Genomic DNA, 19,567 nt, shown 5'->3' with positions numbered 1-19,567 from the left:
AAAGAAAGGCAATCATGACCCTGATCGACCAACTCCGCAGTTCTGTCGCAGGCCCGGTGCTAGGCCCCGGCGACGACGACTTCGCTGCCGAGGTCGCGGCCTGGAACACGGCCACCCTGCACACCCCTGACGTCGCCGTCGGCCTCACCTCGGAGGAGGACGCTGCAGCCCTCGTCCGGCTGGCAGCATCAGCCGGTACTCCGGTGCGCGTGCTCGCCACCGGCCACGGCTCCGCCACTCCCGTGACCGGCGGCATCCTCGCCACCACGTCCAGGCTTGCCGGCGTGACCATCGACGCCGATCAGCGAATCGCCCACATCAACGCGGGCTGCCGCTGGGCCGACGTCATCGAGGCCGCGGCCGAACACGGTCTCGCGCCGATCGCCGGCGCGTCCGCCAACGTTGGCTGTATCGGCTACACACTTGGTGGCGGTCTAGGCCCGCTGGCCCGGACCTACGGCTTCTCCTCCGACTGGGCTCGCGCCTTCCGGGTCGCGGTCGCCTCCGGCGAGGTCATCACGGCCAGCGCGACCGAGAACCCGGACCTGTTCTGGGCACTGCGCGGTGGCAAGGGCGGCTTCGGCATCGTCACCTCGATGGACTTCGAACTCGTCGAGCTCTCCACCCTGTACGGCGGTTCGGTGTTCTTCGACGCTCCCCAGATCGCCGATGCGCTGTCCACCTGGGCCGAGTGGACCAAGACACTCCCCGAAACGGCGACCACGTCCGTCATCATCCTCCGGCTGCCGCCGCTGGAGTTCATCCCCGAACCACTGCGGGGCAAGACCGTGCTCAGCGCGCGCTTCGCGTTCGTCGGCGACCCGGCCGAAGGCGAACGCCTCTTCCAGCCGATCCGCGACGTCGGTCCCACCATCATCGACGCGGTCGCCGAACTGCCGGCGGCGGCGATCGCGACCATCCACAACGACCCCACCGATCCGGGACCTGGCTGGGATCGCGGCGGACTGCTGAACGAGATCGACGCCGACTTCGTCGAAGCCTTCCTCGGAGCGGCCGGTCCCGACCAGCAGGTGCCGTTCGTCGCCATCGAGATCCGCCACCTCGGCGGAGCCACGCGGCGCGACGTACCGGAGGGCAGTGCGGTCGGGGGTCGCGGCGGCGCCTACACGTACTTCATGGCCGGAGTCCCCGACCCCAGCCTGTTCGCGACGGTCCTGCCCCCGGCCGCCGACGCGCTGCTAGAACCACTCCGCCCCTGGATCGCGACCGAGACCACCATCAACTACGCAGGCGGCCTGAAGGTCCCGGGTTCGTACGAAGCGTCCTGGCCGGCCGGCACCTTCACTCGCCTGGCCGAGATCCGGGCGACTTACGACCCGAACACCGTCTTCCCGTACGGCCCAGCCTGATTCAGACGACGTCCGCCCCAGAAGGTGTCCAGGGGAAGCCTTCTGGGAGGAGGTCGGTGGCGACGACACTGCCGAGGCCTTGGGCTGTGGACAAGATGACGCGCAACTGCGGGTGGTAGTCGACGAAGATCTGACGGTCGCGGCCGCACGGCCCCTGGACGCCGCGGCCTTCGTTGCCTACCGCAACGATGGTGGTGAGCTCACGGGCGCCCTCGGCGCGGGCCCGGCCGAGGGCGACGAGCTCGGCACACGGGCCGCCGGTGAAGTGGTACAGGTTGATCCCGGCGAACATCCGGCCATCGGCGGCCCGGACCGCCGCACCCATCGTGTACACGCCGTCGGGACCGTCGGTGTTCTCGTCCACCGTTCGCCGCGCGAGCTCGATCAGCTCGTGGTCCTCGTCCGTCAGCGGTCGCAGTTCAATGCCCATCCGGGCACGCTTTCACAATCCCGTCACTGATTCCACGGGATTGCCCGCAACTTGCTGCCACGGCGACACTTCACCCGTTGAAAGCGGGAATGATGTGCTTGCCGTAGGCAGCTAACGTCTCTTCCTTGGCGTCGTGCTGGAGGTAGAGGGCGAACTGGTCGACGCCGATCGCCTTCAGTTCCTCCAGCTTGGCCAGGTGGTTCTCAACCGGGCCGAGGATGCAGAACCGGTCGACCACCTCGTCGGGCACGAAGTCGGTGTGGGTGCTGCCGGCCCGCCCGTGCTCGGCGTAGTCGTAGCTTTGGCGGCCCGCGATGTAGTCGGTCAACGCCTGCGGCACCGCACTCGATTCGCCGTACCGGGCGACGATGTCGGCGACGTGGTTGCCGACCATCCCACCGAACCAGCGGGTCTGGTCGCGCTGGTGCTCCAGGTTGTCGCCGACATACGCGGGAGCCGCCACGCAGAAGGTGATCTGCTCCGGATCGCGACCGGCCTGCTCGGCGGACCGGCGTACGGCGGAGATCATCCAGGCGGCGATGTCGGGGTCGGCGAGCTGGAGGATGTAGCCGTCGCCCACCTCGCCGGTCGCCTGCAGGGCTTTGGGGCCGTACGCCGCGACCCAGACCTCGAGCTTGCCGTCCTCGACCCAGCTGAACTTGAGCTGCTGGCCGCGGTACTCGACCGTGCGCCCGGCGGCGAGTTCGCGCACCACTTCGACGCACTGCTTCAGCTCGGCGATCGTGCCCGGCTTGGCCCCGAGCGTGCGCAACGCCGAGTCGCCGCGGCCGATGCCGCAGATCGTGCGATTGCCGAACATCTCGTTCAGGGTGGCGAACTGGGATGCGATCACGGTCCAGTCGCGGGTGCCCGGGTTCGTCACCATCGGCCCGACGATGACGCGTTCGGTCGCGGCCAGGATCTGGCTGTAGATGACGAACGGCTCCTGCCAGAGCAGATGCGAGTCGAACGTCCACACGTGGCTGAAGCCGGCCTCCTCGGCCTTGCGCGCGAGGTCCACCACCGCGGACGCGGGCGGATCACACTGGAACACCACTCCGAAGTCCACGGTTGCTCCCCCTCAGACCAGGTAAGACGAGAGGCCGCGCTTGAGGTACCTGCCGCGGCCCTTGCGGCCATGGTAGTTGCCGTCAGCCACGATCACCTCGCCCCGCGAGATCACCGTGCCCACCCGGCCCGCGATCTCTACCCCTTCGTACGCCGAGTAGTCCATGTTCATGTGGTGCGTCTCGACCCCGATCCGGGTGGTCCCGTTCGGGTCGTAGACGACCAGGTCGGCATCCGAGCCCGGCGCGATGATGCCCTTCTGCGGATACAGCCCGAACATCCGGGCCGGTGTCGTGGCGATCGTCTCGACCCAACGCTCCAGCGACAGCTGACCGTCCACGACGCCCTGGTAGACGAGGTCGACGCGGTGCTCGACGCCGCCGATCCCGTTCGGGATCTTGGAGAAGTCGCCGACGCCCAGCTCCTTCTGGTCCTTGAAGCAGAACGGGCAGTGGTCGGTCGACACGACCGCGAGATCGTTGCTCCTGAGCCCTTTCCACAGATCCTTGGCGTGCTGTTCGTGCTTGCTCCTGAGCGGCGTCGAACAGACGTACTTCGCGCCTTCGAACCCGGGCGCGCCCAACTGGTCTTCCAGCGTCAGATACAAGTACTGCGGGCAGGTCTCCGCGAACACGTTCCGGCCGTCGTTGCGCGCCGCTGCAACGGCCTCGAGGGCTCCGCTCGCCGACAGGTGCACGATGTAGAGCGGGCAGTCCTGCGCCACCTCGGCCAGGGTGATGGCCCGGCTCGTCGCTTCGGTCTCCAAGGCGGCCGGCCTGGTGATCCCGTGGTAGATCGGGTCGGTCTCACCGCGAGCCAGCGCCTGCTGCACGAGTACGTCGATCGCGATGCCGTTCTCCGCGTGCATCATGATCATCGCGCCGTTCTCCCGGGCGGTCTGCATGGCCCGGAGGATCTGCCCGTCGTCGGAGTAGAAGACGCCCGGGTAGGCCATGAACAGCTTGAAACTGGTGATGCCCTCGTCCGTGACGAGCTGGTCCATCGCCTTCAGCGCCTCGGCGTCGACGCCGCCGAGGATCATGTGGAACGCGTAGTCGATGTGACAGTTGCCCTCGGCCTTCGCATGCCAGGCGGCCAGCCCGTCCTGCACCACCTCACCGGTGCGCTGGACGGCGAAGTCGATGATGGTCGTCGTACCGCCCCAGGCCGCGGCCCGAGTACCGGTGTCGAAGGTGTCGCTGGCCGCAGTACCGCCGAACGGCAGCTCCATGTGCGTGTGCGCGTCGATCCCGCCCGGGATCACATACTTGCCGGTGGCATCGATCACCTCATCGGCCTGCACGGCCTCCCGGTACGCCGGATCGAGCAGCGCGACGATCTTCTCGCCCTCGACCAGGACGTCGGCCGGTTGCGCACCGGTCGGCCCGATGACGGTTCCACCCTTGACCAGCAGCGACATTCTTGGGCTCCTCCGGTTACGGCTTGGTCAGGTCCCCATAGGCGTCCGGCCGGCGATCCCGGTAGAACTGCCACCGGTCGCGCACGGTGTCGAGCAGGCTCAGATCCAGATCCCGGACAATCAGCTCGGGGTCGTGGTCATGCCCGACCTCCCCGACGAACTTGCCCTCCGGATCGACGAAGTACGACGTCCCGTAGAAGTCGTTGTCCCCGAACTCGGACTCGATCCCGACCCGGTTGATCGCCCCGATGAAGTACTCGTTGGCCACCGCCGACGCAGGCTGCTCCAGCTTCCACAGGTACGACGACAACCCGCGACTGGTCGCCGACGGGTTGAACACGATCTTCGCCCCCGCCAGCCCCAACGCCCGCCACCCCTCCGGGAAGTGCCGGTCGTAACAGATGTACACGCCGATCCTGCCGACTGCCGTGTCGAACACCGGGTACCCAAGGTTGCCCGGCCGGAAGTAGAACTTCTCCCAGAACCCGTTCACCTGCGGAATATGGTTCTTCCGGTACTTCCCCAAATACTTGCCATCAGCATCGATCACCGCCGCCGTGTTGTACAGCACCCCCGGCTGCTCCAGCTCATACACCGGCAGCACCATCACCATGCCCAGCTCCGCGGCAAGCGCCTGAAACCGCTCAACCGTCGGCCCGGGCACCGATTCGGCGTACTCGTAGAACTTGGGATCCTGCAGCTGGCAGAAATACGGCCCGTAGAACAACTCCTGGAAGCAGATGACCTTGGCTCCCGCGGCAGCCGCCTGCCGCGCATACTCCTCATGGGCCTTGGTCATCGACTCCTGGTCCCCGGTCCAGTTCGTCTGAACCAGCGCCGCCCGCACAACGTCCGCCATCGCTCAGGACCTCCCCAACTAGACGAGCCCTCATGCTCCATCCGCCGGGGTCACTAAGTCAACGACCTCCGGAAACCGCGCCCGGTGGGGTCGCCGACAGGGTCGCTAGAAGGGCCGTCGGCGGTGGAAGTCGGCGGCTGTCAACCCGGTGAGAGCTTGGGTCAGAGGACGAGGATGGCGGCGATGATGGCGATCAGGAGGACGACGCCGCCGACGACTGCCAGCGTGCGGCCGTTGACCTTCGGCTCTACCGTCGGCTCGGCCTGGCCCTCGTCGACGAACGCGCGGAACATCTGCGTGCTCGCTCCCGGGTCCTGCTCGTTGTCCGTGGTGTTGTGGTCAGCCATGGCGCAGACCCTACCCGGAGCCCGGACCGCCAGCACTCACCAACCAGGGTTCTGATCGGTTTCTTACGCTCAGCCACCGGCTGTGACCGCCCTTTGTGAGTGCCGCAAGTCCGTGTACCATTTGGTACATGCGCTTCGAACACTCCGTCACCGTCCAAGCCCCGGCCGAGCAGGTCTGGGCGATCTTCAGCGATGTCGCGAACTGGCCCGAGTGGACTCCGACCATCGAGAGCGTCGAGCGGCTCGACGAGGGCCAGATCCACCTCGGGGCCCGGACCCGAATCCGCCAGCCCAAGCTCCCGGTCGCCGTCTGGGAGGTGACCGAACTGGTCGAGGGCGAGTACTTCGAATGGGTCTCGCGCGGCCCCGGCATCAAGACCACCGGCGGTCACCGGGTTACCCAGACGCCCGAGGGCACGGTCGCGACCTCGACGATCGTCCAGGAGGGACCGCTCGGCTGGGTGTTCGGCCGGCTGCTCGCCAAGCTGACCAGGGAGTACATCGCGCTCGAGGGCGAGAACCTGAAGAAGGTCAGCGAGCAGGCGTGAGCCGCGTGTCGCTGCTCGAAGACGCCGTCGAGCACTTCGCCAAGAACGGCATCGGCGACGCCAGCCTGCGCTCGATCGCGACCAGCATCGGCACCAGTCATCGGATGCTGATCTATCACTTCGGCTCGCGCGAAGGCCTGCTGGCCGAAGTGGTCCGCAAGGTCGAGAACCAGCAACGCGAACTGCTTGCCTCACTCGGCGACGAGGACCTGCCGATCGCAGAGCTGTCCGAGCGGTTCTGGCGCCGCGTCACCGAGGCCGCTCTGATCTACGGACCGCTCTTCTTCGAGTTGTCCGCGCATGCCATGCAAGACCTCCCCCACACCGAGGCCCTCAAGGCAGACCTGATCAACGTGTGGCTGCCACCCCTGACCGACCTCTGCCTCCGCGCGGGCATCCCGGCCGACCAGGCACCGGCGTACGCGCGGCTCGGGCTGGCCGCCTCACGCGGGCTGCTGTTCGACCTGCTGCTGACCGGCGATCGAGCCGCCGTCGATGAGGCGTCCGCTCTCCTGAACAAACTCTTCTAGGAAGCGGGCTCGGTCGGCTGAGCGATCCAGCCGGCCACCACAGGCAGCCGGGACTCACGGTGTACCGCGACGAACGCGAACGGGCGATCCAAGAGGACCTCGAGCCGCCGCGACTGAGAGGTCGACATCGACGTCCGCATCATCCCCATCGCCGTCACCGCGGCCGCCTCGAAGCCGGTCGCGAAGAAGCGCGCGAGCACGGTCTGCTTGGCCTGCCCGACCACCAACTGCTCCGGGCTGATCGCACTGAAGTGCCCGGAACCGTGCGGCGCTGACGACACGGCAGACAGGCCGAAGAGCTCACGCGCGGCGAGCAGGTCGTGCTCGGCCTGGACGCTGAACGACGGCAGCGACACCCTCACGTCAGGCACCGAGGAGGTGTTCAGCCCGATCTTCACCCCCGGCGCCAACTCCTGCCCAGGCTCCCCGTGCTCGATCAGCTCCGCGCCAGACCGGCCGCTCGCAGGTTCGATCGACGCAGCAAGCAGCCCAGCCAGTACGTCGGATTGCGCCGCCTCCGCCGACCCGATTCCGAGCAGCACATCCACGTCGGCATCACCCTGCACGGTCACCACCGTCAGCCCGTCGTACAGGCGGACCGTGCCGAGGTCGCGATCGTCCCGCTCCAGCCAATGCCAGGACCCGCCCGCCCACGGACCGGCGTACGGGCTCACGAGCTGTGCCTTGAAGGGTCGGGTCCAGGTCGTCCGCAAGGACAGCGCGGAAGCCAGTACTACGGCCAGGTCCGGCGTCACGTCGAGCGGCATCTCGCGGATGAGGTTGTCGGTGTGCTGCGCAGCCCAAGCGTCGAGCTTCGCTTTGTCGCCGGCAAGGTCGCCCGTCAACGTCCCACTCAACGCAGCCGGTACTACGGAGTCGAACGACTCGCTCAGCTTCAGCTGCTCGTGCACCCAGACGCCGAGCGCCGCGTGCAGGTCAGCCGCGCTGTCCACGGCTTGCATCAACTCGACGGCCTTCGCGGCGCCGGTCGAGGCGTCGACTCCGGCCGCCTCGGCGAGCTCGGTACGCCCGGGCTCATCAGCGGCGGTCGCCAGCATCGCGAGCAACGGCCAGAGCCCGAGCCCGGACACCACGGTATTGCCGGCCGGCAACTCCCGGGCCCAGCGCGAAGTGAGGTGGTTGACGGCCTGAACGACGTCGGCATCCATACGTTCCACCTTGCCACGCCCCCGGTCATCGAAGGAGCCGGCAACCGGGCATGGCGACTATTCGGCGGAATGACGCTGATTTTCATTTCAGGAGTGCGGTGTGTACTCGTCCGGGCGCGTTCTGCTGTGTCAGGATGCCGCCCATGAGCACGCCAGCCGACTCCGCAGAGGCCACGGGCGAGCGGGATTCCGCCGCCGCGACGGCAGATCCCGACGCACCGGTCGGCCCACCGCCGGCGCCCTCCACCGAACCGGAGCCGCCAGCGGAGAAGGAACCGGCCGGATCGTCGATCGCGTTCACCCTGACGCTCGTCCTGCTGGTCGCGCTCGCGCTCTTCGGGCGGAGGATCTTCTCCGGGCTGTTCACCGACGACGGCGTCCGCACCTGGGCGACCATGTTCGTCGGCGTGACCGTCCAGGCGATGCCCTTCCTGGTACTCGGGGTGCTGCTCTCGGCCGCACTGACCGCGTTCGTCCCGCCGTCCTTCTTCGCGAAGGCGCTGCCCAAGCACCCGGCTCTCGCCGTACCGGTCGCCAGTGCGTCCGGCGTGATCCTGCCGGGCTGCGAGTGCGCCTCCGTGCCGGTGTCCGCCGCGCTGATGAATCGCGGCGTCACCCCGGCCGCGGCGATCGCGTTCCTGTTGTCCGCGCCGGCCATCAACCCCGTCGTACTGGCCTCCACCGCTGTCGCGTTCCCCGGGCAGCCGAAGGTCGTGGTCGCCCGCTTGATCTGCTCGCTCGCCGTCTCGATGGTCCTGGGCTGGCTGTGGCTGCTGACCGGCAAGGGCAGTTCGTGGCTCAAGATGCCGAAGAACCGGCACGCCGAAGGCACCGCGAAGCTCGAGGTCTTCCGCTCGTCGATGCTGCACGACTTCCTGCACGCGGGCGGCTTCCTGGTCGTCGGCGCGGCGGCCGCGGCCACGCTGAACGTCGTCGTACCGCGGTCGTGGCTCGACCACGTGGCCAGCAACCTGCTGCTCTCGGTGCTCGTCCTCGGCGTGCTCGCCGTGCTGCTCGCGATCTGCTCCGAGGCCGACGCTTTCGTCGCCGCCAGCCTGACACAGTTCTCGCTCACCGCGCGGCTCGCGTTCATGGTGGTCGGGCCGGTCGTGGACGTGAAGCTGATCGCACTGCAGACCGGTACCTTCGGACCCAAGTTCGCCGTCAGATTCGCGCCGGCCACGTTCGTGGTCGCGATCCTGTTCAGTCTTCTCGTCGGGTGGTGGCTGCTGTGAGGCGCAATGTCGCGGGTCTGGTCGTCGTGTTCGTCGGAGCGGCGGTGATGCAGCTCGCCATCTCCAACACCTATCTGCGCTACGTGAAGCCAGGAATGCGCTGGATGCTGCTCGCGGCCGGCGCCATCCTCATCGTGCTCGCTGTCGCCGACGTACTGGCCGACACTCGCAAGAAGCCCGGCGAGCACCAAGCAGACGACGGCCACGGCCATGGTCACCTGTTGCCGCGTGCTGCCTGGCTGCTGGTGATCCCGATCTTCGCGCTGCTCGTCGTTGACCCACCGGCGCTCGGTGCGGACGCCGCGCAACGGCAGTCACCCGTCGCGGCCAAACCTGCCGTGCCGAAAGGCAACTCCTTCCTCGGCGAAAGCACCGCCGGCGCAGCACCAGTACCGCTGGCAGTCCGGGACTACGCCGTCTGGGCGGTCTGGGAGAAGGAGAGTATGAAGGGCCGCAACTTCCAGCTCACCGGGTTCGTGACGCCCGGCAAGAACGGCACCTGGTACGTCTCCCGGATCGGCCTGACCTGCTGCGTCGCCGACGGCACCGCGTTCATGGTGGAGGCCCGCGGCCAGACCGCCCCGCCGAAGAACCAGTGGGTCACCGTGACCGGCGAGTGGGCCGAGCCGACCAAGCGCGCCGACGGTGACGTCGCCGCACTGACCGTCACCGGAGTACAGAACGTAACTCCCCCGGCCAACCAGTACGAGTGACGGCCCTTAGGCAGCTTTACTGAGCACCAATTCGGGGGCGGCTGCCTGAGGCCGGGGGCGCCGGCGGATCACCGTGCAGGCCATGCCGCCGATGATCAGTGCGGCTGCGATCGCCTGCTGTAGGCCGACCTGCTCGCCACGGAGCAACCAGGCCGCCGCCATCCCGATTACTGGTACCAACAGGGAGAACGGCGCGACGGTGCTGGCGTCGTACTGGCGGAGCAGGAAACCCCAGACGCCGAAGCCGAACAGGGTCGCCATGAAGGAGAGGTAGCCGATGGCACCTACTCCGGTCAGGTCGATGTTGCGCAGGGCATCCAGATCGTTGCTCACTCCCTCGGTTAGCAGGGAGAGCACGAGCAATGGCAGTACTGCGACCGCGCTCACCCAGACCATGAACCGCAGGGTGTCTTGCGGCTTGGCCCGCCTGGTGGCGATGTTGGCGACACCCCAAGACGCGCCGGCCGCGATCACCAGGCCGAGCGCGCCGACCGGAGCCGCGAGTCCACGATCGACCAGGATCAGACCGAGTCCGCAGCAGGCGATGGCGATGCCGAGCAACTGCGTCGGCCGCGGGCGCTCCCGTAGTACGACGACTGCGAACAGCAGGGTGAAGACCACCTGGCTCTGCAACACGAGTGAGGCCAGGCCGGCCGGGACGCCATGGTCCATCGCGACGAAGAGCAGACCGAACTTCGCCAGCCCGAGCGCCAGTCCGACGGCAATCACGTAACGCCAAGCGACCGCGGGCTTGCCGAGGATGAAGATGGCTGGCACGGCGGCGAAGAAGAAGCGCATCGCCGAGAACAGCAACGGCGGAAAGTCTTGCAGGCCGACCTCGATGACGACGAAGTTGATGCCCCAGACAACCATGACGGCGATCGCGAGCAGGACGTGACGAGGGTTCATGCGGTCCAGTCTTGGGCGCGCTACAGTTAAGCACCAGCGAATCCTGCTACGCCAAACTCTGTAGGAGTGCTACATGATCGACCTGGGCCGGTTGCGTGCGCTGCACGCCGTCGCGACGTACGGTTCGGTCGGCGGCGCAGCGGAGGCGCTTGGCTACACCCCGTCCGCGGTTTCGCAGCAACTCGCGAAGCTGGAGCGCGAGACGCGGACGATCCTGATCGAGAAGCGCGGTCGCGGGGTCGTCCTGACCGACGCCGCCCAGCAGCTCGCGGCCACGGCGTCACAGGTGCTGGAGCTGGTCGAGAGCGCCGAGCTGACGCTGGAGGAGCAGCGCGGCCAAGCGACCGGGATCCTGGCGATCGCCGCGTTCCCGACGGCCGCGCGCGGGCTGCTGCCGGCCGTACTGCCCCGCTTGATCGACGAGAACCCTGCCCTCGACGTGCGGATGACAGAAAGCGACCCGTTCGAGGCCGTCGCCGCGGTCACCCGGGGCGAGATCCAGATCGCCATCGTGCACGACTGGCACAACACACCGCTCACGTTCCCCGACGAGCTGTCCCGGGTGAAGCTCGGTTCCGATCCCGCCGACGTCCTCGTCCCGGCCTCGCATCGGCTGGCAGGCAAGGAGTTCGTGCGTGCCGACGACCTCGTCGGTGAGCGCTGGATCTGCCAGCCGACCGGGTCGATCTGCTACGAGTGGCTGATCCGCACGATGCGCAAGGCGGGCGTGGAGCCGGAGGTCGCCTACTCGATCGCGGAGTACCAGACCCAGCTCGCGATGCTTGCCCAAGGCATCGGTATCGGCCTGCTCCCCCGACTCGGCCGCGGTCCGCTGCCCGACGGCGTGGTCGCGATCCCTCTGCACCCGGCGCCGAGCCGCCGCCTGTACGCCGTCTGGCGCACCGCCACCGCCCGCCGCCCGGCCATCGCCGTCACCCTCGCCGCCCTCAAGTCCGGCTGGGCCTCCCGCGACACGGCCTAGCGCTGTCACCACGTTCCGCCAGGCGGGAATTAACCCGGTCACCGTCCGCGACCAATTGACAGCGCCTTGCATCAGGACTAAATTCCGGGGAAATCTATTAGGAAAGTTTCCTAATAAGTAATCCTCTCGTCCCCGCCCCTGACGCAGTAGGAGGCCTCCCATGATCCGCCCCCGATGGTCCGCGCTGTTCACGAGTGTCGCGCTCGCCGCGACCGCCCTCGTGACCATGAGCGTCGGCACCAGTTCCGCCGCCCCGGTCGGCTACGAATCCGAAGCGGCCACCATTTCCCAAGGCGTCGTCGAGTCGAATCACACCGGCTTCACCGGCTCCGGGTTCGTCAACTTCAACAACGTCGTCGGCAGCTCGGTGGAGTACACCGTGACCGCGCCGACGGCCGGTTCGTACACCCTGACCTTCCGCTATGCCAACGGTACGACGGCCAACCGCCCGCTCGACGTCACCGTCAACGGCTCCCTGGCCGTCGATGACCTGGCCTTCCCGGGGACCGGCGCCTGGACGACGTACCGGACGGTCACCGCCAACGCGACACTGGTCGCCGGTGCCAACAAGATCAAGACCACCGCGGTCACCTCGAACGGCGGCCCGAACGCCGACTCGCTGTCGGTGGACACCGTGCAGGGTCCCGGTCCCGGCGGCACTCCGGTCTCGATCAACGGCCAACTGCGGGTCTGCGGCACCAAGCTTTGCAACCAGTACGGCAAGCCGATCCAGCTGCGCGGCATGAGCACCCACGGCCTGCAGTGGTACGCCAACTGCGTCAAGACGGCCTCGCTGGACGCGCTCGCAACCGACTGGAAGGCCGACATCCTGCGGATCTCGATGTACGTGGCCCGTGAGGAAGGCGGCTACGAGACCGACCCGCGTAAGTTCACCGACATGGTGCACGGCTACATCGAGGAGGCCACCAAGCGCGGGATGTACGCGCTGGTCGACTGGCACCAGCTCAGCCCGGGTGACCCCAACGTCTACACGGCCAAGGCCAAGACGTTCTTCGCCGAGATCGCCGACCGGCACAAGAACAAGACCAACATCATCTACGACATCGCCAACGAGCCGAACGGCGTCAGCTGGGCTGGCATCAAGTCGTACGCCGAGCAGCTGATCCCGGTGATCCGGGCCAAGGACTCCGACGGCGTGGTGTTCGTCGGCACCCACGGCTGGGCCTCGCTGGGCGTTTCCGACGGCCGGACCGAGGCCGACGTGATCAACAACCCGATCAACGCGACGAACTTCATGTACACGTTCCACTTCTACGCCGCCTCGCACCACGACGAGTACTTCAACGCGCTGTCGCGGGCCGCGGACAAGATCCCGCTGTTCGTCACCGAGTTCGGCACCCAGAACTACGCCGGTGAAGGCGCCAACGACTTCACCTACTCGCAGAAATACCTGGACTTCCTGGCCAGCAAGAAGATCGGCTGGACCAACTGGAACTTCTCCGACGACTTCCGCTCCGGCGCGGTCTTCAAGGAGGGCACCTGCGCCGGCAGCAACTTCACCGGTACTTCGATGCTGAAGCCGGCCGGCGTCTGGGTCCGCGACCGGATCCGCACACCGGACGACTTCCCGACCTCCTGACGACGCTCCACCCCTGACCGGGCCGGCCGGTGGACCCGCTCGGGTTCACCGGCCGGTCTCCGCCGACCGGTCGCTCCGCCCCGTCGACCGGCCTTTTGGTTGCCGGGGGCAGCAGTTGCCCCCGGCAATCAGCCGTTGACGAGCGCGTGCAGCTTGGCCTCGGTCTCGTCGTCTGCCGGCGTGTAGACGGTCGCCCGGTGCTGACCGAGCTGGCTCAGCCACAGGTTCGCCGACTCCACCCGCAGCAACCCGACCCGCTGGTTGTCCAGCACCTTGATCTTCGCGCTCGGCGCGGCCACGTCGTACCGCTCCCAGAGCTCGGCGAACAACGGCGAACTGGCCAGCAGCCGCTCGGTGAGATCCTGCCAGCTCGGCTCGCCCAGATGATCGGCCGACGCGGCCCGGTAGCCGGCGACCATGTGCAGCTTGATCGACTCGGCATCGGCGAAACCACACCGCCACTCGTCCGACACGAAGGTCAGCCAGAGCAGATTGCGCTCCTCGATCGGCACCGATGCGATGTCGAGGATCACCTTGCAATAGGCGTCGTTGAACGCCAGTACGTCGTACCGGGAGTTCACCACCTGCGCCGGGTACGGCGAAAGCTGGTCGAGCATCTTCTGGATCGACCCGGGAAGCGAGGAGCACTCGCTCTTCGCCGCTCCGAGCGCGATCCCCGCCAGCGTGTATAGGTGGTTACGCTCCAGCCTGTCCAGCCGCAGCGTCCGTGAGATCGCCTCGAGCACCTGGGCCGACACGTTGATGTCGCGGCCCTGCTCGAGCCAGGTGTACCAAGTCACGCCGACGCCGGCCAGTTGAGCGACCTCTTCGCGGCGCAATCCCGGGGTACGGCGTCTGGCTCCTGGCGCGAAGCCGACTTCCTCGGGCCGGATCCGCTCCCGCCGGCTGCGCAGGAACGCAGACATCGCCCGGCGCCGCTCATCTTTGTCGGTGCCGGCCTTGTCGGTGCGGGCGGGCATACTGCTCAGGAGACTCACCTCTCCATCGTGCGGGCTCGATCGGCGCAGGAGAAGGCTGGTGCCAGGTGCTGCCAATACCAGGATAACCAGGCTCTCACCACCAGGATTGGACAAGCCGCATGCTGGATCCCATGACAGACCAGCTCCAGTCCGCCCAGGTGACGCCTCAGCCGCCGGCCTCGTCACCACTCGGCCCGGTCGCGCTCACGACACTGCTCTTCGGCGCGTTCCTGCCGATGCTGTCCTTCTTCATCATCAACGTCGCGCTGCCCGCGATCGGCTCCGATCTGCACGCGAACGCGGGCGAGCTCCAGCTCGTCGTCGGCAGCTACGGCATCGCCAACGCCACGCTGCTCGTGGTCGGCGGCCGGCTCGGCGACGGTTTCGGCCGCAAGCGGCTGTTCCTCGCCGGGCTCATCGGCTTCACGGTGATGTCGCTGATCTGCGCGATCGCGCCGACTATCGGCGTACTGCTGGCGGCCCGGGTCGTCCAGGGCGCGGCTGCCGCGGCGATGACGCCACAGGTGCTCGCCTCGATCAGCAGCCTGCTCACCGGCGAGCATCGGGCCCGCGCGATGGCGATGTTCGGTGTCGCGGGCGGAGCTGCCGCAGCGCTCGGCCAGATCCTCGGCGGCGTACTGGTCGAGGCTGATGTCTTCGGCCTTGGCTGGCGTGCGGTGTTCCTGGTCAACGTCCCGGTCGGGCTGTTCGCGCTCGCTGCGGCGGTCAGGTTGCTGCCGGAGACTCGCGCCGACAAGGCCCAGCGGGTCGATCTGGTCGGCGCCGCTCTGCTCGCACTCGCGTTGGTGCTGCTGCTCCTGCCGCTGACCGAGGGGCGCCCGCTCGGCTGGCCGACGTGGACCTGGGTGTCGCTGGCCGCCACGATCCCGGCCGTCGCGCTGCTCGGCGTACACCAGCATCGGTCGGAGAAGGCCGGGTCGGCGCCACTCATCCCTCCGTCGGTACTGCGGCTGCGCCCGATGCTGATCGGCTTGTCGCTGGCCGTGGCCTTCTTCACGAGCTTCGGCGGGTTCATGTTCGTCTTCGCGCTCGCCACTCAGGGCGAAGCCGGGATGTCCCCGCTGGAAGGCGGTCTGAGCTTGCTGCCGATGGCGGTCGGCTTCCTGATCACCTCGATCTACGGGCCCCGCCTGCAGCAGCGGTACGGCGCTGGGCTGATCCTGCGCGGCTGGATCGTGCAGTCAGTCGGGTACGCCGTACTGGCGGTCGCTGCGCTCGCCCTGTGGCCCGACGTGACCCCGTGGACGCTGGCGGTCCCCATGCTGATCGCAGGCTTCGGTAGCGGCCTGGTGATGGTCCCGCTGATGGGTGTGGTCATCGGTCAGGTCCCGCCGGCGCAAGCTGGACTAGGTAGCGGCATCCTGCTCACCAGTCAGCAGACCTGCCTCGCACTTGGTGCAGCAACCGTCGGTACGGCGTACCTGGCGCTGGCCGGCACCTCTTGGGGACAGGGCGGGGCGCTGGCCGCCGTAGCCATCGCGATCACCGCGCTCTCGCTGCTGATGACGCCGCTGACTCACCAACTCAGATCGCGCTGACTCACCAGCTTAGGTCGCGCTGGTCACCAGTGGGACGGGCGGATGATCGCCGCGGGAAGTCTGGTGGCGTCGTCGCCGCGGGCGGCGTTGACCTGGGATTGCGTCAGGAAGAGGGCGCCGGTGAGGTCTGCGCCGCGAAGGTCGGTGTCACGGAGGTCGGCACCGATCAGGTCCGCTTGTCTCAGGTCCGCGTCGCGGAGGTCGGCGGCGATCAGGTAGGCGCCTCGGAGGTTGGCTCGCGACAGGTCTGCTTTGCGCAGCTTGGCCCCGATGAGGTCGGCGCCGCGGCGGTCCTTCTTCTTTTGCTTGCCGCGGACCAGTTCGCTGGTCTGGAGCAGGAGCACGTTGACCTGCTGGCGTTCTTTGGTCAGATCGACGCTGGTGACGTCGGGTTCGAGGGTCAGCTTCTCGATCCGCTCGCTCGCCTCGTGGATCTCCGGACGGAGCGAGCGTGCCTCGTCCAGCTCGACGGCCTCCGCGAGGTACCAGAGCAGCTCGTGCAGTTGGCGCATGACGGGAAGCGCGGCGAACATCTTCTGACCGGGTTGTTCACGCCAGCTCTTGCCGGCCAGTCGCGAGATCTTCTGTCCCGCACCGAAGCAGTCGTAGACAGTGCAGCCCTGAAAGCCTTGTGGCCTTAGCTTCTGATGGATGCCGCAGCGGAAGTCTTCGTGCAGATTCGGGCAGGGGTCGCCGGCATCCTTGTCGATCGCGAAGTCGGCGGACTTCGCGAACGTCAGCGCGACGCAGCAGAGGCCGAAGCAGTTGGTGCAGTCGGCACGGAGATCTGCTCGCGCTGGTTTTGCTCGGGTCACGGCTGCCTGGGCGAGCGCAGTACTAGTTCTGCTCGACCGCGGTTTGCCCGGTCCGGCGCCAGCGGATGCCGGCCTCGATGAACTCGTCGATCTCACCGTCGAACACGCCGCTGGTGTTTCCCGACTCGTAGAGCGTCCGCAGGTCCTTGACCATCTGGTACGGGTGCAGCACGTAGGAACGCATCTGGTCGCCCCACGAGCCCTGCACGTCACCGCGCAGCGAGTCGATCTCGGCCCGCTCCTCGGCCTTCTTCAGCGCGAGCAGCTTGGCCTTCAGGATCACCATCGCGCTGGCCTTGTTCTGCAGCTGCGACTTCTCGTTCTGGCAGGAGACCACCGTGCCGGTCGGGATGTGGGTGATCCGGACCGCCGAGTCGGTCGTGTTGACGCTCTGTCCACCCGGACCGGACGACCGGTACACGTCGATCCGCAGCTCTTCGTCGGGGACGTCGATCTCGTCGGTCTGCTCCAGCACCGGGACCACCTCGACCGCGGCGAACGAGGTCTGCCGGCGGCCCTGGTTGTCGAACGGCGAGATCCGGACCAGCCGGTGCGTGCCCGTCTCGATACTCAACGTGCCATACGCGTACGGCGCCTTGATGCCGAACGTGGTCGACTTGAGCCCGGCCTCTTCGGCGTACGACGTGTCGTAGACCTCGGTGCCGTAACCGTGCCGCTCGGCCCAGCGCAGGTACATCCGCTGCAGCATCTCGGCGAAGTCGGCGGCATCCACGCCACCCGCGCCGGAGCGGATCGTGACGAGTGCCTCGCGTTCGTCGTACTCGCCGGACAGCAGGGTGCGGACCTCGAGCGACTGGATCGCCTTGCTCAGCGAGCCCATTTCCTTGTCCGCCTCGGCCAGGGTGTCCGCGTCGTTCTCCTCGCGGCCCATCTCGACCATGATGCCGAGGTCGTCGATCCGCCCGCGCAGCGTGGTGACCCGATCGAGGTCGGCCTCCAGGCGCGACAGCTTCGAGGTCACCTTCTGCGCGTTGGCCTGGTCGTTCCACAGATCGGGCGCGGCGACCTGCTCGCCGAGGTCGGCGATGTCGCGGCGCATCCCCTCGAGATCGAGAACTTTCTCGATCGAGGTCAGGGTCGCGTCGAGTTGCTTCAGGTCAGCGTCGAAATCAGGTCCAGCCACAACCAAGCAGCGTACCCGCTTCGTGTCTCAGGCCGGGAATTCAGGCCTTCAGGCCCTGCTTCAGAGCCCCGAACACGATCCCCACAGCCTTGGTCAGCGCGCCGTCGGCGTGGGCCAACTGGACTCCGGAGGGTTTGTCGGGCACCAGCCGGGCGAGCTCGGTCTCCAGCACCTTCTGAGCCGCCGCGTACTGCGCCGCGATCAGCTGCGCCATCAACGGGGTGAGCCGCGGGTCTCGCTCCCGGAGCGCCTCGACCATCAGCGTCTCCATCTCCTCGGCATTCTTCCGCCGCCGGGCGAGCAGCGCCGGGCTCTCCTCGATGGTCCGGGTGAACTCCTTCCAGGTAGCCAGATGCCCGGATCGCAGGCGGGCCTGAATCCCGCTCAGGTAGTGCTGCTCGAGCGCCTCGATCACGTCTTCGCCGGGTGGCGTCTCGCGGATCGCCTGCGCCGGCCCGACCCACCAGCCCTGCTCGTCGAAGAACAGATCCTCCTTGGCCGGAAAGTGATTGAACACGGTCTGCACGGCGACATCAGCGGCCCGCGCAACCTCGGCAACGGTCACGTGATCAAACCCACGCTCGATAAACAGCCTGGTCGCCAGATCCGAAATCACCTGCCGAGTCCGCAACTTCTTCCGCTCCCGCCGCCCAACCTCCTCCCCGCCTGTGCCGGCTTCTTCCGCTCCAGCCTTCGCCACCGTTCCTCCACTCCCCAGCGCCCAAGCAATCCCTTTGGCCAAAGCCTAGCCGTCATGTTTTACTTGATCCATTATTGTAGTCACTACATTTTTGGAGCCACTCCATGTCAATCCTCATCACCGGCGGCCGAGGCAAGATCGCCCGCGCCATTCACGCCGGCCTCACCACCCACGGCCTCGACGCCCGCGTCGCCTCCCGCGAACCCGCCGACCTCCCCGGCGCCGTCGCCCTCGACACCTCCGACCCGACCTCCCTCGCCAACGCACTCGACGGCATCTCCCAGGTCTTCCTGTACGCCGACCCCGCCACCGCCACCCTCTTCGCCCAATCCGCCGAACAGGCAGGCGTCAAGCAAGTCGTCCTGCTCTCATCGATGTCCGCCCAAGCCGACAACGACCACGCCACCGGCGACCCACACGCCGAAGCCGAGCGAGTCATCTCCAGCGGCTCCTACGCGACCACCCGCCTACAACCCGGCACCTTCATGTCGAACGCGATCTACTGGTCGTACCAACTCCGCGCCACCGGCCAGATCCGCATGCCCTACCTGGACGCCGAAGAGGCACCGATCCACGAGCAAGACATCGCCGACGTAGCCCTCAAGGTCCTGCTAGACGGCCCCGGCAGCGCCCACGACGGCCGCGCCTACCCCATGACCGGCCCCGAATCGATGACCCGCCGCCACCAACTCGACCTGATCACCCAAGTCACCGACGTACCGATCAACGCCGTCGACCTAACCCCCGAACAAGGCTTCGAAGAACTCTCACCCATCATGCGCAACCCAGCCCAACTCACCTCCCTGATGTCCTACTGGTCATCCCGAGTAGGCACCCCCCACCCCCTAGAACCCACCGTCGAACTCCTCACCACCCACCCCGCCCGCCCGTTCACCACCTGGCTCCAAGACAACCCAACCGTCTTCCAGTAACCCCACCACCACACAACACGGCGAAGCCCTGTGTCCCCCACCACCCCCGCCGCCGCGCCGCACCGCGAACCCACACCACCCGCCGCACCGCGAACCCACACCACCCGCCGCACCGCGAACCCACACCACCCGCCGCACCGCGAACCCACACCACCCGCCGCACCGCGGACCCGCACCACCACCCCGCAGTACCGCGAGGTCGCACCGCCACTCCCGCAACGCCCATCTCACGCGCAGCCTCGGGTACCTCGATGCCC

General features: G+C 67.5%; 20 protein-coding genes. 9 read left to right on the top strand and 11 right to left on the bottom strand.

What is annotated here, in order from left to right; translation table 11 throughout:
* Window positions 1-14 precede the first annotated feature (14 nt).
* Window positions 15-1,370, top strand: a complete 1,356-nt coding sequence (locus tag A3ES_RS0111890; protein ID WP_020387036.1) for an FAD-binding oxidoreductase — start codon at window positions 15-17, stop codon at window positions 1,368-1,370.
* A gap of 1 nt (window position 1,371) precedes the next feature.
* Here A3ES_RS0111890 and A3ES_RS0111885 read toward each other — a convergent pair whose 3' ends face one another.
* From A3ES_RS0111885 to A3ES_RS0111865, 5 genes are all read right to left on the bottom strand, one after another.
* Window positions 1,372-1,800 (bottom strand): cytidine deaminase family protein, encoded by a 429-nt coding sequence (locus A3ES_RS0111885; RefSeq protein ID WP_020387035.1) that lies wholly within the window; start codon window positions 1,798-1,800, stop codon window positions 1,372-1,374.
* Window positions 1,801-1,870: 70 nt separating this feature from the next.
* Entirely contained in the window at window positions 1,871-2,869 is a 999-nt protein-coding gene (locus A3ES_RS0111880; protein ID WP_020387034.1) for a TIGR03842 family LLM class F420-dependent oxidoreductase, read from the bottom strand.
* Window positions 2,870-2,881: 12 nt separating this feature from the next.
* Window positions 2,882-4,288, bottom strand: a complete 1,407-nt coding sequence (hydA, locus tag A3ES_RS0111875; protein WP_020387033.1) for a dihydropyrimidinase — start codon at window positions 4,286-4,288, stop codon at window positions 2,882-2,884.
* Between the two features lie 16 nt (window positions 4,289-4,304).
* On the bottom strand, window positions 4,305-5,147 hold the full coding sequence (locus tag A3ES_RS0111870; RefSeq protein ID WP_020387032.1) for a nitrilase-related carbon-nitrogen hydrolase: 843 nt from the start codon (window positions 5,145-5,147) through the stop codon (window positions 4,305-4,307).
* Between the two features lie 161 nt (window positions 5,148-5,308).
* Window positions 5,309-5,494 (bottom strand): hypothetical protein, encoded by a 186-nt coding sequence (locus A3ES_RS0111865; RefSeq protein WP_020387031.1) that lies wholly within the window; start codon window positions 5,492-5,494, stop codon window positions 5,309-5,311.
* 128 nt (window positions 5,495-5,622) lie between these two features.
* Here A3ES_RS0111865 and A3ES_RS0111860 point away from each other — a divergent pair, with 128 nt between their 5' ends.
* Complete coding sequence (locus A3ES_RS0111860) at window positions 5,623-6,042, top strand: SRPBCC family protein (protein WP_020387030.1); 420 nt, start codon at window positions 5,623-5,625, stop codon at window positions 6,040-6,042.
* Window positions 6,039-6,572 (top strand): TetR/AcrR family transcriptional regulator, encoded by a 534-nt coding sequence (locus A3ES_RS0111855; RefSeq protein WP_020387029.1) that lies wholly within the window; start codon window positions 6,039-6,041, stop codon window positions 6,570-6,572. The genes A3ES_RS0111860 and A3ES_RS0111855 overlap by 4 nt, the downstream gene beginning before the upstream one ends.
* On the opposite strand, the gene A3ES_RS0111850 is transcribed toward A3ES_RS0111855, so the two are convergent.
* A complete protein-coding gene (locus A3ES_RS0111850; RefSeq protein WP_020387028.1) occupies window positions 6,569-7,741 on the bottom strand; it encodes a serpin family protein in 1,173 nt (390 codons plus the stop codon). The genes A3ES_RS0111855 and A3ES_RS0111850 overlap by 4 nt on opposite strands.
* Before the next feature lie 143 nt (window positions 7,742-7,884).
* On the opposite strand from A3ES_RS0111850, the gene A3ES_RS0111845 reads away from it, so the two are divergent.
* Together A3ES_RS0111845 and A3ES_RS0111840 are read left to right on the top strand one after the other, a co-directional pair.
* Window positions 7,885-8,976 carry a permease gene (locus A3ES_RS0111845; protein WP_020387027.1) on the top strand — a complete coding sequence of 364 codons (1,092 nt, stop codon included), beginning with the start codon at window positions 7,885-7,887 and terminating at the stop codon, window positions 8,974-8,976.
* Window positions 8,973-9,689 carry a TIGR03943 family putative permease subunit gene (locus A3ES_RS0111840; protein WP_020387026.1) on the top strand — a complete coding sequence of 239 codons (717 nt, stop codon included), beginning with the start codon at window positions 8,973-8,975 and terminating at the stop codon, window positions 9,687-9,689. The genes A3ES_RS0111845 and A3ES_RS0111840 overlap by 4 nt, the downstream gene beginning before the upstream one ends.
* Window positions 9,690-9,695: 6 nt before the next feature.
* Here the strand turns inward: A3ES_RS0111840 and A3ES_RS0111835 are convergent, their stop codons facing one another.
* The gene (locus tag A3ES_RS0111835; RefSeq protein ID WP_020387025.1) at window positions 9,696-10,598 is read right to left on the bottom strand and encodes an EamA family transporter; all 903 of its coding nucleotides are present in this window, start codon (window positions 10,596-10,598) and stop codon (window positions 9,696-9,698) included.
* Between the two features lie 73 nt (window positions 10,599-10,671).
* On the opposite strand from A3ES_RS0111835, the gene A3ES_RS0111830 reads away from it, so the two are divergent.
* A complete protein-coding gene (locus tag A3ES_RS0111830) occupies window positions 10,672-11,580 on the top strand; it encodes a LysR family transcriptional regulator (protein WP_020387024.1) in 909 nt (302 codons plus the stop codon).
* Between the two features lie 160 nt (window positions 11,581-11,740).
* Window positions 11,741-13,180 carry a cellulase family glycosylhydrolase gene (locus A3ES_RS0111825; protein WP_020387023.1) on the top strand — a complete coding sequence of 480 codons (1,440 nt, stop codon included), beginning with the start codon at window positions 11,741-11,743 and terminating at the stop codon, window positions 13,178-13,180.
* A 128-nt stretch (window positions 13,181-13,308) separates the two neighbouring features.
* On the opposite strand, the gene A3ES_RS0111820 is transcribed toward A3ES_RS0111825, so the two are convergent.
* A complete protein-coding gene (locus A3ES_RS0111820) occupies window positions 13,309-14,178 on the bottom strand; it encodes a helix-turn-helix transcriptional regulator (RefSeq protein WP_202806489.1) in 870 nt (289 codons plus the stop codon).
* Window positions 14,179-14,291: 113 nt separating this feature from the next.
* Here A3ES_RS0111820 and A3ES_RS47005 point away from each other — a divergent pair, with 113 nt between their 5' ends.
* Window positions 14,292-15,719: an MFS transporter gene (locus A3ES_RS47005; RefSeq protein ID WP_063745947.1), complete on the top strand. Its 1,428-nt coding sequence runs from the start codon at window positions 14,292-14,294 to the stop codon at window positions 15,717-15,719.
* Window positions 15,720-15,742: 23 nt separating this feature from the next.
* Here A3ES_RS47005 and A3ES_RS0111810 read toward each other — a convergent pair whose 3' ends face one another.
* The 3 genes from A3ES_RS0111810 to A3ES_RS47000 are packed head-to-tail and all read right to left on the bottom strand — an operon-like array spanning window position 15,743 to window position 18,378.
* Window positions 15,743-16,534 (bottom strand): pentapeptide repeat-containing protein, encoded by a 792-nt coding sequence (locus tag A3ES_RS0111810; protein ID WP_020387020.1) that lies wholly within the window; start codon window positions 16,532-16,534, stop codon window positions 15,743-15,745.
* A gap of 22 nt (window positions 16,535-16,556) precedes the next feature.
* Entirely contained in the window at window positions 16,557-17,678 is a 1,122-nt protein-coding gene (gene prfB / locus A3ES_RS0111805) for a peptide chain release factor 2 (protein ID WP_020387019.1), read from the bottom strand.
* Between the two features lie 40 nt (window positions 17,679-17,718).
* Window positions 17,719-18,378, bottom strand: coding sequence for a TetR/AcrR family transcriptional regulator (locus tag A3ES_RS47000; protein ID WP_020387018.1), 660 nt, complete (start codon window positions 18,376-18,378; stop codon window positions 17,719-17,721).
* A gap of 104 nt (window positions 18,379-18,482) precedes the next feature.
* On the opposite strand from A3ES_RS47000, the gene A3ES_RS46995 reads away from it, so the two are divergent.
* Entirely contained in the window at window positions 18,483-19,310 is an 828-nt protein-coding gene (locus tag A3ES_RS46995) for an SDR family oxidoreductase (RefSeq protein WP_020387017.1), read from the top strand.
* Window positions 19,311-19,567 lie beyond the last annotated feature (257 nt).

The organism is Kribbella catacumbae DSM 19601, from assembly GCF_000372465.1.
Taxonomy (GTDB): Bacteria; Actinomycetota; Actinomycetes; order Propionibacteriales; family Kribbellaceae; genus Kribbella; species Kribbella catacumbae.
Note: the sequence above shows the minus strand (reverse complement) of the source record. Positions and strands in the feature narration are given on the sequence as shown.

Excerpts from the sequence above, each read along its gene's own strand:
- A3ES_RS0111865 (WP_020387031.1), bottom strand. The coding sequence starts at position 5,494 with ATGGCTGACCACAACACCACGGACAACGAGCAGGACCCGGGAGCGAGC.
- A3ES_RS0111860 (WP_020387030.1), top strand. The coding sequence starts at position 5,623 with ATGCGCTTCGAACACTCCGTCACCGTCCAAGCCCCGGCCGAGCAGGTC.
- A3ES_RS46995 (WP_020387017.1), top strand. The coding sequence starts at position 18,483 with ATGTCAATCCTCATCACCGGCGGCCGAGGCAAGATCGCCCGCGCCATT.
- A3ES_RS47005 (WP_063745947.1), top strand. The coding sequence starts at position 14,292 with ATGACAGACCAGCTCCAGTCCGCCCAGGTGACGCCTCAGCCGCCGGCC.
- A3ES_RS0111850 (WP_020387028.1), bottom strand. The coding sequence starts at position 7,741 with ATGGATGCCGACGTCGTTCAGGCCGTCAACCACCTCACTTCGCGCTGG.
- A3ES_RS0111870 (WP_020387032.1), bottom strand. The coding sequence starts at position 5,147 with ATGGCGGACGTTGTGCGGGCGGCGCTGGTTCAGACGAACTGGACCGGG.
- A3ES_RS0111830 (WP_020387024.1), top strand. The coding sequence starts at position 10,672 with ATGATCGACCTGGGCCGGTTGCGTGCGCTGCACGCCGTCGCGACGTAC.
- A3ES_RS0111835 (WP_020387025.1), bottom strand. The coding sequence starts at position 10,598 with ATGAACCCTCGTCACGTCCTGCTCGCGATCGCCGTCATGGTTGTCTGG.
- A3ES_RS0111845 (WP_020387027.1), top strand. The coding sequence starts at position 7,885 with ATGAGCACGCCAGCCGACTCCGCAGAGGCCACGGGCGAGCGGGATTCC.
- A3ES_RS0111885 (WP_020387035.1), bottom strand. The coding sequence starts at position 1,800 with ATGGGCATTGAACTGCGACCGCTGACGGACGAGGACCACGAGCTGATC.
- hydA (WP_020387033.1), bottom strand. The coding sequence starts at position 4,288 with ATGTCGCTGCTGGTCAAGGGTGGAACCGTCATCGGGCCGACCGGTGCG.
- A3ES_RS0111825 (WP_020387023.1), top strand. The coding sequence starts at position 11,741 with ATGATCCGCCCCCGATGGTCCGCGCTGTTCACGAGTGTCGCGCTCGCC.
- A3ES_RS0111890 (WP_020387036.1), top strand. The coding sequence starts at position 15 with ATGACCCTGATCGACCAACTCCGCAGTTCTGTCGCAGGCCCGGTGCTA.